Source organism: Clostridium sp. CM041 (assembly GCF_055081035.1).
This window is the reverse complement of sequence record NZ_CM143648.1, coordinates 2310580-2327137: the sequence shown is the minus strand read 5'-3', so window position 1 is coordinate 2327137 and position 16558 is coordinate 2310580. Positions and strand designations below refer to the sequence as shown.

At 35.5% G+C, this 16558-nt stretch carries 12 protein-coding genes, 1 tRNA gene and 3 rRNA genes; 15 read left to right on the top strand and 1 reads right to left on the bottom strand.

What is annotated here, in order from left to right:
* Positions 1–121 precede the first annotated feature (121 nt).
* The 7 genes from ACWJJT_RS10790 to ACWJJT_RS10760 all read left to right on the top strand — a co-directional run bounded on the left by ACWJJT_RS10790 (position 122) and on the right by ACWJJT_RS10760 (position 7241).
* On the top strand, positions 122–997 hold the full coding sequence (locus tag ACWJJT_RS10790; RefSeq protein ID WP_165415008.1) for a YitT family protein: 876 nt from the start codon (positions 122–124) through the stop codon (positions 995–997).
* 247 nt (positions 998–1244) lie between these two features.
* On the top strand, positions 1245–1463 hold the full coding sequence (locus ACWJJT_RS10785) for a DUF3892 domain-containing protein (RefSeq protein WP_165415007.1): 219 nt from the start codon (positions 1245–1247) through the stop codon (positions 1461–1463).
* 414 nt (positions 1464–1877) lie between these two features.
* Positions 1878–2000 (top strand): hypothetical protein, encoded by a 123-nt coding sequence (locus ACWJJT_RS10780; RefSeq protein WP_268064038.1) that lies wholly within the window; start codon positions 1878–1880, stop codon positions 1998–2000.
* Positions 2001–2172: 172 nt separating this feature from the next.
* A 16S ribosomal RNA gene (locus ACWJJT_RS10775) occupies positions 2173–3691 on the top strand.
* A gap of 292 nt (positions 3692–3983) precedes the next feature.
* A 23S ribosomal RNA gene (locus ACWJJT_RS10770) occupies positions 3984–6909 on the top strand.
* Positions 6910–7042: 133 nt separating this feature from the next.
* Positions 7043–7159, top strand: a 5S ribosomal RNA gene (gene rrf, locus ACWJJT_RS10765).
* The 16S, 23S and 5S rRNA genes sit together here with 1 tRNA gene alongside, the layout of an rRNA operon.
* A 6-nt stretch (positions 7160–7165) precedes the next feature.
* A tRNA-Lys gene (locus ACWJJT_RS10760) sits at positions 7166–7241 on the top strand.
* A gap of 29 nt (positions 7242–7270) precedes the next feature.
* Here ACWJJT_RS10760 and ACWJJT_RS10755 read toward each other — a convergent pair.
* Positions 7271–7858 (bottom strand): response regulator, encoded by a 588-nt coding sequence (locus ACWJJT_RS10755; protein ID WP_462954729.1) that lies wholly within the window; start codon positions 7856–7858, stop codon positions 7271–7273.
* Positions 7859–8529: 671 nt separating this feature from the next.
* Here ACWJJT_RS10755 and ACWJJT_RS10750 point away from each other — a divergent pair.
* The 8 genes from ACWJJT_RS10750 (at position 8530) to ACWJJT_RS10715 (ending at position 16490) form a co-directional block, all read left to right on the top strand.
* Positions 8530–9183 carry a potassium channel family protein gene (locus ACWJJT_RS10750; RefSeq protein WP_216304192.1) on the top strand — a complete coding sequence of 218 codons (654 nt, stop codon included), beginning with the start codon at positions 8530–8532 and terminating at the stop codon, positions 9181–9183.
* Positions 9180–9839 carry a potassium channel family protein gene (locus ACWJJT_RS10745; protein ID WP_165413760.1) on the top strand — a complete coding sequence of 220 codons (660 nt, stop codon included), beginning with the start codon at positions 9180–9182 and terminating at the stop codon, positions 9837–9839. Before ACWJJT_RS10750 ends, ACWJJT_RS10745 begins: the two co-directional genes overlap by 4 nt.
* 113 nt (positions 9840–9952) lie before the next feature.
* Positions 9953–11488 carry a TrkH family potassium uptake protein gene (locus ACWJJT_RS10740; protein ID WP_462954728.1) on the top strand — a complete coding sequence of 512 codons (1536 nt, stop codon included), beginning with the start codon at positions 9953–9955 and terminating at the stop codon, positions 11486–11488.
* Entirely contained in the window at positions 11464–11964 is a 501-nt protein-coding gene (locus ACWJJT_RS10735; RefSeq protein WP_462954727.1) for a hypothetical protein, read from the top strand. The genes ACWJJT_RS10740 and ACWJJT_RS10735 overlap by 25 nt, the downstream gene beginning before the upstream one ends.
* A gap of 175 nt (positions 11965–12139) precedes the next feature.
* Entirely contained in the window at positions 12140–13771 is a 1632-nt protein-coding gene (locus tag ACWJJT_RS10730; RefSeq protein WP_462954726.1) for a DUF4118 domain-containing protein, read from the top strand.
* Entirely contained in the window at positions 13740–14441 is a 702-nt protein-coding gene (locus tag ACWJJT_RS10725; protein ID WP_462954725.1) for a response regulator, read from the top strand. Before ACWJJT_RS10730 ends, ACWJJT_RS10725 begins: the two co-directional genes overlap by 32 nt.
* A 183-nt stretch (positions 14442–14624) precedes the next feature.
* The gene (locus ACWJJT_RS10720) at positions 14625–15038 is read left to right on the top strand and encodes a tetratricopeptide repeat protein (RefSeq protein ID WP_462954724.1); all 414 of its coding nucleotides are present in this window, start codon (positions 14625–14627) and stop codon (positions 15036–15038) included.
* Between the two features lie 294 nt (positions 15039–15332).
* Positions 15333–16490, top strand: a complete 1158-nt coding sequence (locus tag ACWJJT_RS10715; RefSeq protein ID WP_462954723.1) for a mechanosensitive ion channel family protein — start codon at positions 15333–15335, stop codon at positions 16488–16490.
* Positions 16491–16558: the final 68 nt, after the last annotated feature.

The following is a 16558-nucleotide window of genomic DNA, read 5'->3' as shown; positions in this document are numbered from 1 at the left end:
TGGTACTTCTGCTTGTTTTAAGTGTTAAATGGTATATAATAATAGAAGAAGATACAAAAATATATGGTACAAACCAATTAATAGCTGTTTTGTATTTCAGAGAAAGACAAGGAGATAGTTTATGAAAAAGGTATCTAGCACTGATTTTAAAGATTTATTTAAGAAAATAGTTCTTATTATTTTAGGCACTTTTATTTTAGCGGTTGCAATAAATTTATTTATTATTCCCAATAAGCTTCTTAGTGGAGGACTTTCAGGAATAGGGCTAATGTTACAGTATATTTTCAATCTTCCAATGGGTATTACATTATTGATATTTAATATTCCACTTCTTATATTAAGTATATTAAAAATAAATAAGAAATTTACTGCATTTACGATATTGGGGACCATTTCGCTATCGGTTTGTTTAATGCTTACCTCATCTTTAAATAATGTTCTTGCTCCTGTTGAAGAGTCTTATAGACTTCTTTACTGTATATATGGCGGGATACTTTCAGGTATAGGGACTGGAATTGTTTTTTCTAATGAAGGATCTACAGGTGGTATGGATATTTTAGCTATATATGCTAAAAAGAAATATGATATAGAAATAGGTATAATGAGCTTTACAATAAATTTCTTAATTGTAGCTGTTGGATCTGTATTATTTAATTTTAAAGTTGGATTATATACTCTGATTTCTATGTATATTACGGTGGCTGTTATGGAAAAAGTTATGAATGGATTAAACCGACGAAAAATGCTTTTAATAGTATCAGAAAAAGAAAAAGAAGTAAGTGATGCGATAATGAGTAATTTTAATAGAGGAGTAACTATTTTATATGGAGAAGGCGCATATACTAAACATAGAAAAAATATAGTGTATTGTGTTGTTTCATTGGGTCAACTACCACAAATTAAGAGAGTAATAAAAGTTATAGACCAAGAAGCTTTTATTTCTATAATTGATATAGCTGAGGTTGAAGGTAATGGATTTAAAAGCCCTATAGGTTAATATTGCAGCTCCGTAGGAGAGGATTTAATATAATGAAAGCATGTAATTAGTTACATGCTTTCATTATATTAAAAGGATAGTTAGTAAATATTAATTTATATGATTTGTAATAGTTTAGTAATAAAACAATGGTAAAAAGGGAAATACTAAATATGTGATGTAAAAGCTAACATAAAAAACAATATAGTATTAAAAAAATTTAGATGTTGAATTCTACTTATATTAATTAACGAGGAGATGTATTTTTATGAAGATAGTTAAGGTAAGAAAAAATGCAGACGGAGATATCACAAATGTATTAACTAGTACAGGTGAAGAATTGGATGTGAGTAAGGTTGTAGCGTTAGCAAAGAGGGGAACAGTAGAATCGGTGATTGTTGGTAAAAATAGAAATGGGAATGATGTTATAAGGTCATCACCCAATAGTATCACAGAAGACAACTTAGATAATCTTCCGAATTTTTAATGACATTTTAGAAGGAACGTCCCCCTCTTGTATAAGAGGGGGTTACGGACTATAATAAAGAAAAAACTTCAGTGGCAGTATAAATCTTCTTCTGAAGTCGTCGATGCATCTTCTGCGAAGCAGTTGCAGCACCGCAGGTGATTATTTAATATAATAGTTGCAAGTCCTCTTTATTGAGTTTTTTCTTAATGTAGAGGGCTTACACTTTATTTATAACTAAGTATAATGTGATGAAGCTGGTATATTATTTGGTGTATAAAGGTATACTATTCCTAGTGTGTCAGTACAAAAGAAACTTAACATATAATAGCATTATAAAGAATACTGTATATAATTGTCGTATGAAAGAAAAAAATAAAATATTATGTTTTTGAAAGATGATATTATATTAATTGTCGCTGCGGTTCAATAGTGATGAAGCAAGAAAGATTAAGAAGAATAACAGTTAAAAGAATTAAAAAAACTGTTGACAACTTAAGATATAACAGATACAATAGTAGAAGTCATCACATGATGACAAAGCAAATTGGTCTTTGAAAATTAAACAGAGAAATAGGTAAAGATAGCGAAATAATATTTCGTTAAACCAGTTAATTACTTTAGTATAAAGTAAAATTTAGTCGTAAGACTAAAAAGTATGTAATGAGCTTGCGTAACAACTTAACAGTTGTCGCAGATTAATCATTTCAACTAAAAAAGTGTAAACTTTTAAATTGAGAGTTTGATCCTGGCTCAGGACGAACGCTGGCGGCGTGCCTAACACATGCAAGTCGAGCGATGAAACCTTTCGGGGTGGATTAGCGGCGGACGGGTGAGTAACACGTGGGTAACCTGCCTCAAAGAGGGGAATAGCCTCCCGAAAGGGAGATTAATACCGCATAATATGTTTTGGTCGCATGATCGAAACATCAAAGGATTTTTCTTTTAGAAAATTCCACTTTGAGATGGACCCGCGGCGCATTAGCTAGTTGGTGAGGTAACGGCTCACCAAGGCGACGATGCGTAGCCGACCTGAGAGGGTGATCGGCCACATTGGAACTGAGACACGGTCCAGACTCCTACGGGAGGCAGCAGTGGGGAATATTGCGCAATGGGGGAAACCCTGACGCAGCAACGCCGCGTGAATGATGAAGGCCTTCGGGTTGTAAAGTTCTGTCTTCTGGGACGATAATGACGGTACCAGAGGAGGAAGCCACGGCTAACTACGTGCCAGCAGCCGCGGTAATACGTAGGTGGCAAGCGTTGTCCGGATTTACTGGGCGTAAAGGATGCGTAGGCGGACATTTAAGTCAGATGTGAAATACCCGAGCTTAACTTGGGTGCTGCATTTGAAACTGGGTGTCTAGAGTGCAGGAGAGGTAAGTGGAATTCCTAGTGTAGCGGTGAAATGCGTAGAGATTAGGAAGAACACCAGTGGCGAAGGCGACTTACTGGACTGTAACTGACGCTGAGGCATGAAAGCGTGGGGAGCAAACAGGATTAGATACCCTGGTAGTCCACGCCGTAAACGATGAATACTAGGTGTCGGGGGTCGAACCTCGGTGCCGCCGTTAACACATTAAGTATTCCGCCTGGGGAGTACGATCGCAAGATTAAAACTCAAAGGAATTGACGGGGGCCCGCACAAGCAGCGGAGCATGTGGTTTAATTCGAAGCAACGCGAAGAACCTTACCTAGACTTGACATCCCCTGCATAACCCAGAGATGGGCGAAGTCCTTCGGGACAGGGTGACAGGTGGTGCATGGTTGTCGTCAGCTCGTGTCGTGAGATGTTGGGTTAAGTCCCGCAACGAGCGCAACCCTTATCATTAGTTGCTACCATTAAGTTGAGCACTCTAGTGAGACTGCCCGGGTTAACCGGGAGGAAGGTGGGGATGACGTCAAATCATCATGCCCCTTATGTCTAGGGCTACACACGTGCTACAATGGTGAGTACAAAGAGATGCAAGACCGCAAGGTGGAGCCAAACTCAAAAACTCATCCCAGTTCGGATTGTAGGCTGCAACTCGCCTACATGAAGCCGGAGTTGCTAGTAATCGCGAATCAGCATGTCGCGGTGAATACGTTCCCGGGCCTTGTACACACCGCCCGTCACACCATGAGAGTTGGTAACACCCGAAGTCCGTGAGGTAACCGTAAGGAGCCAGCGGCCGAAGGTGGGATTGATGATTGGGGTGAAGTCGTAACAAGGTAGCCGTAGGAGAACCTGCGGCTGGATCACCTCCTTTCTAGGGAGTAGATGTATTGACTTCGGTCGATGCAATAGAAGAATATTAATTTGTTCTTCAAAAATATCTATTGTAATTAATCGTACCTAGTTCTCTGTTTAATTTTGAGAGACTAATTTTATCTAACTCTTAGGAGTTAGATAATGAATAGTTTTTCTTAAAATGTTCTTTGAAAATTGCACAGTGAAAAAAGTTGTTTTAAAAAAATTAAAACTACGCAAGTAGTTTATAAATTAATTTAATACAATTTCGCAAAATTAATATAACCGTCTATGTAAATAGACAGAATCAAGGTCAAGCTACAAAGGGCGCATGGCGAATGCCTTGGCACTAGGAGCCGAAGAAGGACGCGTTAAGCTGCGATAAGCTTTGGGTAGGCGCAAATAGCCTGTGATCCAAAGATTTCCGAATGGGGGAACCCACATAGTAACAACTATGTACTGCATACTGAATAAATAGGTATGCAGAGGTAGACCCGGGGAACTGAAACATCTAAGTACCCGGAGGAAGAGAAAGAAATATCGATTTCCTAAGTAGCGGCGAGCGAAAGGGAAAGAGCCCAAACCCAGGTCTTTGACCTGGGGGTTGAGGATAGATCATAAATACTGCAATTCCTTAATTGAAGATAGCTGGAAAGCTGCTCCGCAGAAGGTAATAGGCCTGTAAATGAAAAGGAAAAACAGTCAGATCTAATCCAGAGTACCACGAGACACGTGAAACCTTGTGGGAAGCTGGGAGGACCACCTCCCAAGGCTAAATACTACCTAGTGACCGATAGTGAAGAAGTACCGTGAGGGAAAGGTGAAAAGAACCCCGGAAGGGGAGTGAAATAGAACCTGAAACCGTGTGCCTACAACCGGTCGAAGCACTTTATATGTGTGACGGCGTGCTTTTTGTAGAACGAGCCAACGAGTTACGATATGTAGCAAGGTTAAGTACTTAAGGTACGGAGCCGAAGGGAAACCAAGTCTGAATAGGGCGCATAGTTGCATGTCGTAGACCCGAAACCGGGTGACCTATCCATGGCCAGGATGAAGCGGAAGTAAAATTCCGTGGAGGTCCGAACCACGTTGGTGTTGAAAAACCATGGGATGAGCTGTGGATAGCGGAGAAATTCCAATCGAACTCGGAGATAGCTGGTTCTCCTCGAAATAGCTTTAGGGCTAGCGTCGATTAATTGAGTAATGGAGGTAGAGCACTGAATGGGCTAGGGGCTGACAACAGTTACTGAACCCTATCAAACTCCGAATGCCATATACTTTTATTTCGGCAGTCAGACTGCGAATGATAAGATCCGTAGTCAAAAGGGAAACAGCCCAGACCATCAGCTAAGGTCCCAAAGTGTAAGTTAAGTGGAAAAGGATGTGGGATTTCTAAGACAACTAGGATGTTGGCTCAGAAGCAGCCACTCATTTAAAGAGTGCGTAATAGCTCACTAGTCAAGAGATCCTGCGCCGAAGATGTCCGGGGCTAAAACTTACCACCGAAGCTATGGGTGTACACAATTGTGTACGCGGTAGAGGAGCTTTCTGTACTGGCTGAAGTCATACCGTAAGGAGTGGTGGACGGTACAGAAGTGAGAATGTTGGCATGAGTAGCGAGAGTTAAGTGAGAATCTTAACGGTCGAAAACCTAAGGTTTCCTGAGGAAGGCTCGTCCTCTCAGGGTTAGTCGGGACCTAAGCCGAGGCCGAAAGGCGTAGGTGATGGACAATCGGTTGATATTCCGATACCACCAATGGACGTTATTAGAAATGGGATGACGCAGGAGGATAAGATGTGCACACTATTGGATGTGTGTCTAAGCATTTAGGCGGAGCAGACAGGCAAATCCGTTTGCTCTTAACGCTGAGATGTGATGGGGAAGGGAATTTATTCCTGAAGTATCTGATTCCACGCTGCCAAGAAAAGTCTCTATCGAGGATATTGGTGCCCGTACCGCAAACCGACACAGGTAGGTGAGGAGAGAATCCTAAGACCATCGGAAGAATTGTTGTTAAGGAACTCGGCAAATTGACCCCGTAACTTCGGGAGAAGGGGTGCCTACGAAAGTAGGTCGCAGAGAATAGGCCCAAGCAACTGTTTAGCAAAAACACAGGTCTCTGCTAAAGCGAAAGCTGATGTATAGGGGCTGACGCCTGCCCGGTGCTGGAAGGTTAAGGGGATTAGTTAGCGCAAGCGAGGCTATGAACTTAAGCCCCAGTAAACGGCGGCCGTAACTATAACGGTCCTAAGGTAGCGAAATTCCTTGTCGGGTAAGTTCCGACCCGCACGAATGGCGTAATGATTTGGGCACTGTCTCAACAACACATCCGGCGAAATTGTAGTGCAAGTGAAGATGCTTGCTACCCGCGATTGGACGGAAAGACCCCGTAGAGCTTTACTGTAGCTTAGCATTGAATTTCGGTATTGTCTGTACAGGATAGGTGGGAGACTGAGAAACATGGGCGTCAGCCTGTGTGGAGTCATCCTTGGGATACCACCCTGACAGTACTGAGGTTCTAACTGGAGGCCATGAATCTGGTCACAGGACATTGTTAGGTGGGCAGTTTGACTGGGGCGGTCGCCTCCAAAAAAGTAACGGAGGCGCCCAAAGGTTCCCTCAGCGCGGTTGGAAATCGCGCGAAGAGTGCAAAGGCAGAAGGGAGCCTGACTGCGACACTTACAAGTGGAGCAGGGACGAAAGTCGGGCTTAGTGATCCGGTGGTACCTCGTGGGAGGGCCATCGCTCAACGGATAAAAGCTACCTCGGGGATAACAGGCTGATCTCCCCCAAGAGTCCACATCGACGGGGAGGTTTGGCACCTCGATGTCGGCTCGTCGCATCCTGGGGCTGAAGTAGGTCCCAAGGGTTGGGCTGTTCGCCCATTAAAGCGGCACGCGAGCTGGGTTCAGAACGTCGTGAGACAGTTCGGTCCCTATCCGTCGCGGGCGTAGGAAATTTGAAGGGAGCTGTCCTTAGTACGAGAGGACCGGGATGGACAAACCTCTGGTGCACCAGTTGTCACGCCAGTGGCATCGCTGGGTAGCTATGTTTGGAAGGGATAAACGCTGAAAGCATCTAAGCGTGAAGCCCACCCTGAGATGAGATTTCCCATAACTCGCACGTAAGTGCGGTGTTAGTAAGACTCCTGGAAGACCACCAGGTTGATAGGTTAGAGGTGTAAGCATGGTAACATGTTCAGCTGACTAATACTAATAAGTCGAGGGCTTGACCTAAATATATAATTAAAAGTAATGCGATATACTTCTTTCGCAGGAACTATTTCTTTCGTAAGAAAGAAACTAAGCTTCTGACAAAGGAAGAAGATTAATTCACTGTGCAATTTTCAGAGAATATTTATATTCTCAATCTGGTGATTATGGCATGAAGGTAACACCCGTTCCCATACCGAACACGAAGGTTAAGCTTCAATGCGCCGATGGTACTGCAGGGGTGACCTTGTGGAAGAGTAGGTTGTCGCCAGGTAAACATGGTTTACTAGCTCAGTTGGTAGAGCACATGACTTTTAATCATGGTGTCCGGGGTTCGATTCCCCGGTAAGCCACCAGAAAGCACTTCTTTATGAAGTGCTTTTTTTTATTTCCATTGTTCCGACATATTATGAAATATTTTCGATTTTTTTAATTCTCCTTGTCTACTATATACTATAGACATTAATTCATAAATCTCTGGAATACTTGGATCGGTGGATAAAACCACTTTTAAAGTATCTAATGCTTTTTCTAAGTTATCTTCATTTATTAAATATTTTATAGTAATTATTTGGTGTTCAATATTTTTATCAATATTTTTATCATAGGTATCATCTTTTGTAGTCAATTCAGCAAGAATAGTTTTAATCTTATCTGTAGTAAAAGGCTTCTGTAAATAAGTAATTGCCCCAAGTTTAGTACAATCCACTGCATTTTTAACTGTGGCAAAAGCTGTCATAATTACTACTGGAGCGGTTATTCCTTTAGTTCTAATTCGTTTTAGAACTTCTGTGCCACTTATTTCGGGCATTTTAATATCTAAAAATATTAAATCTACGGGCACAGTATCAATTAATGATAAAGCTTCATGACCATTAGTAGCCATCAAAACTTCAAAATTGTTTAGTTTAAGGTAAATGCCTAGCAACGTACGAATATTTTTTGTATCATCTACAACTAAAGCTCTTTTCATAGTAGTCCTTCTTTCCCAAGTGAAAAATTGTATTATTAAATCATCTCCTGCGGAGCTGAAACATTAACGACTTCAGAAGGAGATTTATACTCCCACTGAAGTTTTCTATTTGTTAGGGTATGTAACTCCCACTTATAGAAGTGGGAGACTTTCCTTCTGAAATGTCGTTAAACATATAGAGCTATAATTTTAACACTTAATGGTGTAGAATTATAGCTTAATTTTAGTTGAGTAAGGATTTTAAATAAAATAATAATCCTGATAATATTCTCATCTGTATTTTTAAGTTTATATATCACTTTTATTAATTATAATCAACTACAAGTGAATACTTTAACATGTAAAATATGTGTTATGTGCAAATTATAGATAAAAACACACTCTACTTCTTTTAAGTAAGTTATATACTCAATTATGAAGTTAGTACTATGAGGAAAATGAACAAAAACGAATGTAGACAAAGAATAGAATTGCTAGATTTCTTAAACCACATATAACAGGTAGGAGAATGATTTTAAGGACAGTTATGCAAAGTTGCATTATTTCCTATAATTGCTTAAAATATGCATATGGTATTTAAATTTAATAGTAAATTCATATTAACTTACTAAAAGTAGTTTTAAATTCAGCTATGGTTTTTTTAAAAGAAATTTAAGTAAGGAGAACATACTATGTATATTGTAATAATAGGTTGTGGTAGATTAGGTAGCGGACTTGCTATGGAATTGTCTAATGACGGTCATGATGTGGTAATAGTGGATAAACATGCGGAAAATCTGGAGAGACTTAGAAGTGGATTTAATGGAATTAGAATTAAAGGAGTGGAGATAGATAATGATATATTAATAGACGCGGGAATAGATAAAGCAGATATATTTTTAGCTATGACTCCAGCAGATAATATAAATATTATGGCTAGTCAAATTGCAAAGGATATATTTAAGGTGCCTAAAGTAATAGCTAGAATTTTTGATCCATCAAGGGAATTTATTTATAGAAAACTAGGACTACAAACTATAAGTCCAACTGAAGTAAGTATAAATATAATTAAAAACAAAATAATAGATAAAAAATCAGATGCATTATTGATATTAAATAATGATATATCAATAGAGGAGATTACAATAAACAGACTTAGAATTAATAACATTTTAGAAATAGAAGATAAGTTTAATTGTAGGATATGTGCAGTTTCCAAAAAGGGGGAACTTATTATACCAAATGAAAATGAACTATTGGAAAAGGGTGACAAAATAATTTGTAGCATAAATAAGGAGAATAAAGAAAAGTTAGTAAAGGCAATAATGAAGGAGAAACTTAGATGAGAGCAATAGTAGTTGGCGGTGGGAAGGTAGGATACTATCTTGTTAAAGCATTAAAAGAAAAAAAACATCAGGTAGTGTTAATAGAAAAAAACACAAAAATTTGTGAAAAGGTTGCCGAAGAACTTGAAGTAGATGTAATATGTGGGGATGGCTCAGATGTTGAAGTATTAGAAGATGCGGATATAGAGCAAGCTGAAGTTGTAGCTGCAGTAACGGGAAAAGATGAGGAAAACCTGGTAATATGTCAGATGGCTAAAGTAAACTTTAATATTAATGAAACAATAGCTAGAATCAACAATCCTAAAAATACAGCAATTTTCGAAGCGTTAGGAGTGGATAAGACTGTATGTAGCACACAAGTAATTTGCAATTTGATAGAGGGTGAATTTAATAGCGAACCACTGAAAATTATAGAAAGCATTAATAAAGGAGAAATGACATTAGTAGAAGCAAAAATAGATAAAAGAAGCGCATGGAAAGATAAATCCGTAGAGCAGTTAAATATACCTAAGGAATGTGTAATACTATCAATAATAAGAAGTGGGGAAGTAATTTTTCCAAGAGGCTGCGTAGATATAAAAGAAGGTGATAAAGTACTTATTATCACAAATACAGATAAAAAAAATGATGTAGAAAAATCTATAATTGGAGGGTAAATATATTATGACTAATAAAAAAATTGTATGCGGAGTAATTACAGAGATAGGATATACATTAACATTTTTATTTATTTTATATGGCATTAATATGATTTTAGCAAGGTGATTATATGAAAAAAATAACAAAAAACTTTGATGATTTTAAAATAATAAATTTTTATGTAGGCTATGTAATAATGGGAACTGCAAGTTTAATGTTGATACCCATATTGATCTCATTGATATTTAAGGAATGGAGCGCGCTTTTAGATTTTATTATTAGTATAAATATAGCGGTTAGTTTAGGTATAGTTCTTATGTTTACAGGTAAAGACAAGGTTGATAAAGTAAGGTTGCAATGGAAGCATGGGTTAATTATTGCATCTAGTTCATGGCTTATATTAACTTTGTTATGTGCGGTGCCTTATGAGCTTAGTGGAAATACAACATCTTTCTTAGATGCATGTTTTGATGTTATGAGTGGATTTACAACCACAGGAGTCCTACTTATTCAAAATCTTGACCATCTTTCTCTAGGATTAAATATGTGGAGACACATTCTTACCTTTGTTGGAGGCCAAGGCATGGTGGTACTAGCTTTAAGTTTTATGGTAAACCATACTTTAGGTGCTTACAAAATGTATGTTGGTGAAGGTAAGGATGCTGAACTCGTACCTAATGTAAAAAACACAGCAAGAATTATATGGAAAATAAGTATTGTGTATTTAATTGTAGGTACTACTATGCTTTGGATTAATGGAATGTTTATAGGTATGCAGCCTGTAAGTGCTTTCTTTCATGGATTATTTATTTTTATGTCTGCGTGGAGTACTGGTGGATTTGCACCAATGTCTCAAAACATTCTGTATTATCATAGTCTTTCCTATGAGTTATTAACAATGATTTTCTTTGTCATTGGTTCTTTAAATTTTGCATTACATTATGCAGTATGGCAAGGTAATAAAAAAGAAATATTCAGGAATATTGAAACACAGAGTTTTTTTATTACAGCTTTAATTATTTCTTTTTTTACAGCGTTAAAACTAACAAATTCAGGTGTATATAGTAATGGTATATCGGTTTTCAGAAAAGGTGTTTATAATGTATTATCAGCGCATACAACTACAGGGTTTGGTAATCTTTATGCCAGACAGTTTGCAACTGAATGGGGCGATTTTCCTGTGGTTATGCTTATAATAGCCATGCTTATAGGTGGATCAGCATGTTCTACGGCAGGTGGGTTTAAAGGATTAAGGGTAGGATTGGTTTTTAAAAGTATAATTGCAGAGGTAAACAAATTATTAAATTCTGATAGAAAAATAAAGGTGTTTAAATTTCATCATATAAAGGAAATTATCTTAGAGGATGCAATGGTGAAATCTGCTTACCTAATAATAATATTATATATAATATTATTTTTTATAGGTACTGCGTTGGGAACCTATTATGGATACCCAGTGCTCAGTTCAGCTTTTGAAGCAGCTTCAGTTACAGGAAATGTAGGATTATCCATTGGGATTACGGCGCCTACAATGCCTACTGCAATGAAGGTATATTATATAATTGCGATGTATTTAGGAAGATTAGAATTCATATCTGTGTTTGCGCTAATAGGAGTCACATTTGGAGGCATAAAGAAATTATGGTTAAGACTTTTAAAACAATAATAGTAGTGTGTACTTTGGCTTTTTCCTTTTCAATATCATGTATGGCAAAGGAATATAGTAATTTTAATGAATTAATCGAAAATAGCAAAAATATTGATAATAGTAAAATTACATTAAAGGGTGAAGCTATTGGTGAATGTATGAATAGAGGTAAATATTCATGGGTAAACATCAATGATGGAAGCACAGCTATGGGAATATGGATTAAATCTGAACAAGTTCAAAGTATAAAAAAATTTGGTAAGTATGGTTATAGGGGAGATATAGTTAAGATAAATGGAACTTTTAATAGGGCTTGTAAGGACCATGGTGGGGATATGGATATCCATGCAAGCTCGGTTAAAATTATAGAGCCTGGGCACAAAGTAGCAATCCCTATAAGTAACAATAAAAAAGGTATAGCAATAATATTAACAGTCATCACACTTGCTTTAATTTTTTCATATATAAAATTTACTAAAAGCACTTCAAAATGAAATGCTTTTTTTAGAACTTTAAAACTAAAACTATTTTGTCCATACTAAGCATAGTACTAGATATCCTTTTTAAGTAATGGATTATTCAAGATTAGCATTGCTAATTAAGAGGCATTTAGGATAGTCATAGTTTAAATAAACGATATTTAGATATATTAGGAAGGTGATGTGGAGTTTGAAGAAAGGTAAATTTGATGAGAAGTTTTTCAAAATTTCTAGTGAATATGAATATAGTGATTATGAAGAAATCAAACCTAAAACAATAATGATTACCAATGTGGTTAAAACTATAGTAATTATGAGTTTAGCCACTGTAATATCTCTGATATTTAAAAAAATTGGGTTACATGAATCAAATGTAATAATAGTATTTATTTTAGGTGTATTATTCGTATCAAGAAGTACTGATGGATATGGTTATGGTATACTGGCCGCGATAATTGGAGTGCTATCATTTAACTTTTTATTTACGGTGCCATATTATACCTTTCTAGCTTATAGAGCGGATTATCCAGTAACTTTTATTATAATGCTTATAGCAGCAATTATTACAAGCACTTTAACTTCAAGAGTTAAGTCGCAAGCTAAGATATCTTATATACGTGAAAATAGAATGCAAATTTTATATAAAATTAATAAATCATTGCTTACGGCAAGAAATAAAAAACAAGTAGTTGAGTTTTGTGGCGATAATTTAGTTGATATGTTTAACAGAAATATTATGATAGCTATAGTAGATGATAAAAATAATTTGCAACAGCCAAGTGAATATATGCTTAATCGAGAATATAGTAGGGGTATTTTTAGGTCAGATATAGAGGTTGGAGCAATTGAAAAATGCTTTAAAACAGGCAAATCAGTTGGCATTGAAGCTGAAATTTCCTTAAATAGTATTGGATATTACCATCCCATTAAAGGGCAAAATAGGATTCTTGGAATTATTGGCATCGCATGTTTAGAAGAAAATGTGTTATCAAAAAATGAAAAGATCCTTCTAGAGTCCGTTTCTACACAAATCGCTTTAGCTATTGAAAGAGAAGAGTTATACGAAAAGAAAAGACAGATAAATTTAGAGACTGAGTCGGAAAGGCTTAGGGGCAATATTTTAAGGTCAATTTCGCATGATTTAAGAACTCCGCTAACAGGAATATTAGGGTCAGTTTCTACTATTAGTGATAATTATGATGTACTTGATAATGACACCAAGAAAGAACTTCTTGAAATAATTTATGAAGATACAAGCTGGCTTATACATTCAGTTGAAAATATATTAAGCATGACACGGATAGATGAAGGTAAGCTTGAAATTAAGAAAGATGTAGAGATTGTTGAAGAACTTGTTGCTGAATCTATATCGAGAGTTACAAGGTTTTCGGGAAGTCATAATATTAAGATTGAACTACCAGAAAAAATGGTTATATTATTTGTAGATGGATTATTAATAGAACAAGTGTTTATTAATTTGATTGATAATGCCATCAAGTATTCACAGAGTGATTCTATTATAGAAGTTAAAGTTACAGAAAAGGAAGATAGTGTGGTTTTTGAGGTATCAGATAATGGGAAAGGCATACCAGAAGAAGATATACCAACTATATTTGATAGGTTTTATACCAAGGCTAAGGGTTATTCCCTAGAAAAACGAGGGATAGGATTGGGACTTGCTATTTGTAAGTCTATAATAGAGGCACATGGTGGATATTTGGAAGCTTTAAATAACTCTTCTGGTGGGGCGACTTTTAGATTTAGTTTACCTGTAATAAGGAGTGATGGCAGTGGATATGAAGCCTATGATTTTAATAGTTGAAGATGATAAGCCTATTAAAAAATTTATGAAAATTTCGCTTGAAGCGCAGGGATATAAGTGCATTGAAACTGAATTTGGGAATGCGGCTATAACACTTATTTTTTCACATAATCCAGATATAATAATTTTGGACTTAGGGTTACCAGATATTGATGGACTTAATGTTATTGAGAAAGTAAGGGAGTCTACAAAAGCTAGGATTATAGTTGTTTCAGCTCGTGGACTTGAAAGGGAAAAAGTTGAAGCCTTAGATAAAGGTGCAGATGATTATTTGACCAAGCCTTTTAGTGTAGCAGAGCTTTTAGCTAGAACTAGAGTGGCACTTAGACATTTTAATGGAGAGAATAAGTCACAAAACGATGTGCAGTCAGTGTTTAAGGTTAAGGATTTAAAGATAGATTTTGAAAAACGTAAAGTTATAATTTTAGATAAAGAGATACATTTAACACCAATAGAATACAAACTAATTGAGCTAATGTCAAGATATGCAGGACGTGTGTTAACTCATAAATATATAGTTGATGAGATTTGGGGAAGTTATTTTGAGAATGATACACAGTCTCTTAGGGTATTTATGGCTAATATAAGAAGAAAAATAGAGAAGGATCCTGCTAGGCCGCAGTATATCATAACGGAGGTTGGGGTAGGTTATCGTTTAGTAGATGAATAATGTTTCAAAAATGAAGCTTTTAGCTTCATCTTTTTTTGCAAAAAAATAAGACGTAACTTAAAATATTAACATAATCTTTATACATCAGGATTTATCTTTATACTTTCTTAATATCAAGTTCATGGTGATTTTGATAAGATATAATTATAAATATAAAGTGAAAGGATAACCTGGGGTGATTATATGTTAACAAATAGTAATGAAGAAAGTTATTTTCAAAATAATATAAAAGAAGCTATTAATGAAATAAAGTCAAATAAATATGATCTAGCACATATGTATCTATATGCAGCTATGATTCAAAATGATCATTCGGCAGAAGTGTACAATTTACTAGGAGTTATTTCAGAATATAAAGGCGATGCAGCTATGGCGTGTAAATACTATAGAGCGTCATATGTGTTTGATCCAACTTATAAACCAGCAGATAGAAATTTAAAGAAATTAACTTCATTTTTTTATATATTTAATGAAAAAAATATAGATTACGGAGATAATATGGAGAAAGAAAATCAAACATCATATTTTAATAGTTATAAGGGGGTACGTGTTGGACATTTTAAAAATAATGAGACCGGTACAAAGTCAAGGTGCTAAATAGTGTTTACAATTCAAGGAGTATCTAAGGTGATCGATAAACCACTTCAGAGGGAGAATATAAATACCCTGAAGTTATTTATATGTCTTATAGAAATATAAATAGCTGTTAAATAAGGGCGTTTAATTTATAATACCTTACAAGAAAATTAACTAAATTCATCTAGAGTATAATTTTAAAGCGTTGTATATTAATAAAAAGCTGTTTCTTCCTATATAATCCATTGAGAAAATAACATTATTAGCTTAAAATGATTATATATATTAACATAAGAAAAAAAGGAGTGTGTTGTTTTGTTCCAATCCATAGTTGACTTTTTTGCTAAAGACAAAATACAAGAGGTTTTTAATGATTTAACATCCTATAAATTAAAATATGTAGGAATAGCTATCGCAGTTTTCGCATTATTTGTATTGTTAAAAAAGATATTCGCAAAATATGTATTCAAAATAATATTAAAACTTGTTAATAAAACGAAATTTGAAACAGATACAAAAATAGTAGCTGCTTTCCAAAAACCTGTAACTAACTTTTTTGAGGTATTAGGATTTTATTTTGCTTTTAAAATTTTAATTATCGCAGGAGTTCCAATTGACAGTTCATTTATAGAAAAGATTTTCAGTTCTGCTGTAATAATTTTAATTTGTTGGGGACTATATGATCTTACTGGAGAATCTTCTCTGCTGTTTGAGAGAATGCATAAAGCATATGATGTAAAAGTGGATAAAATATTATTCCCATTTATATCAAAAACGTTAAGAATGATGCTAGTAGCGTTAGTTATTACCATAATTGCTGAGAAGTGGGGATATAACATTCAAGGTTTTGTTACTGGGCTTGGGTTAGGAGGATTGGCTTTTGCATTAGCAGCTAAAGATGCGGCATCCAATGTTATTGCAGGTATGTTTATAATATTAGATAAGCCTTTTACTATTGGAGATTGGATTAATAGTGACACATTAGAAGGTAGCATAGAGGATATTTCGTTTAGGACTACTAAAATAAGAACTGTTGATCAAGCATTAATAATAGTGCCTAATTCAAAATTAACTAATGAGGCTGTAACCAATTTTAGCAGAAGGGGTAAACGAAGGGTTAATTTGAATTTAGAATTAACTTATAGCTCTAGGGAGAAATTAGAGATTTGTGTGGATAAGATTAGAAATATGTTAGAGAATTATTCACAGGTTAGTAGGGAAGGCATCCTTGTTACATTTGATAAATTTAATGCAACTAGTTTAGATATTTTAATATGTTTCTTTACTGATACACCAGATTTTGATGAATATTTTAAAATAAAAGAAAATGTTAATTTTAATATACTGGACATTTTACAGCAAGAGGGAATTTCAATGGCTTTCCCAAGCACAAGCGTTTACGTTGAAAAATTACCTAGTATAGATAAAGAAAAAAAAATTGAATTAGTTAATAAACTTCAAAAAAAACTTTAGGACTTTACCCTACAGCTTTTGCAGAGAATGCTATTTTAAACAATTAATTCTATAACATAACCATCAGC

Excerpts from the sequence above, each read along its gene's own strand:
- ACWJJT_RS10780 (WP_268064038.1), top strand. The coding sequence starts at position 1,878 with ATGAAGCAAGAAAGATTAAGAAGAATAACAGTTAAAAGAATTAAAAAA.
- ACWJJT_RS10740 (WP_462954728.1), top strand. The coding sequence starts at position 9,953 with ATGAAAAAAATAACAAAAAACTTTGATGATTTTAAAATAATAAATTTT.
- ACWJJT_RS10735 (WP_462954727.1), top strand. The coding sequence starts at position 11,464 with ATGGTTAAGACTTTTAAAACAATAATAGTAGTGTGTACTTTGGCTTTT.
- ACWJJT_RS10720 (WP_462954724.1), top strand. The coding sequence starts at position 14,625 with ATGTTAACAAATAGTAATGAAGAAAGTTATTTTCAAAATAATATAAAA.
- ACWJJT_RS10755 (WP_462954729.1), bottom strand. The coding sequence starts at position 7,858 with ATGAAAAGAGCTTTAGTTGTAGATGATACAAAAAATATTCGTACGTTG.
- ACWJJT_RS10745 (WP_165413760.1), top strand. The coding sequence starts at position 9,180 with ATGAGAGCAATAGTAGTTGGCGGTGGGAAGGTAGGATACTATCTTGTT.
- ACWJJT_RS10785 (WP_165415007.1), top strand. The coding sequence starts at position 1,245 with ATGAAGATAGTTAAGGTAAGAAAAAATGCAGACGGAGATATCACAAAT.
- ACWJJT_RS10790 (WP_165415008.1), top strand. The coding sequence starts at position 122 with ATGAAAAAGGTATCTAGCACTGATTTTAAAGATTTATTTAAGAAAATA.
- ACWJJT_RS10750 (WP_216304192.1), top strand. The coding sequence starts at position 8,530 with ATGTATATTGTAATAATAGGTTGTGGTAGATTAGGTAGCGGACTTGCT.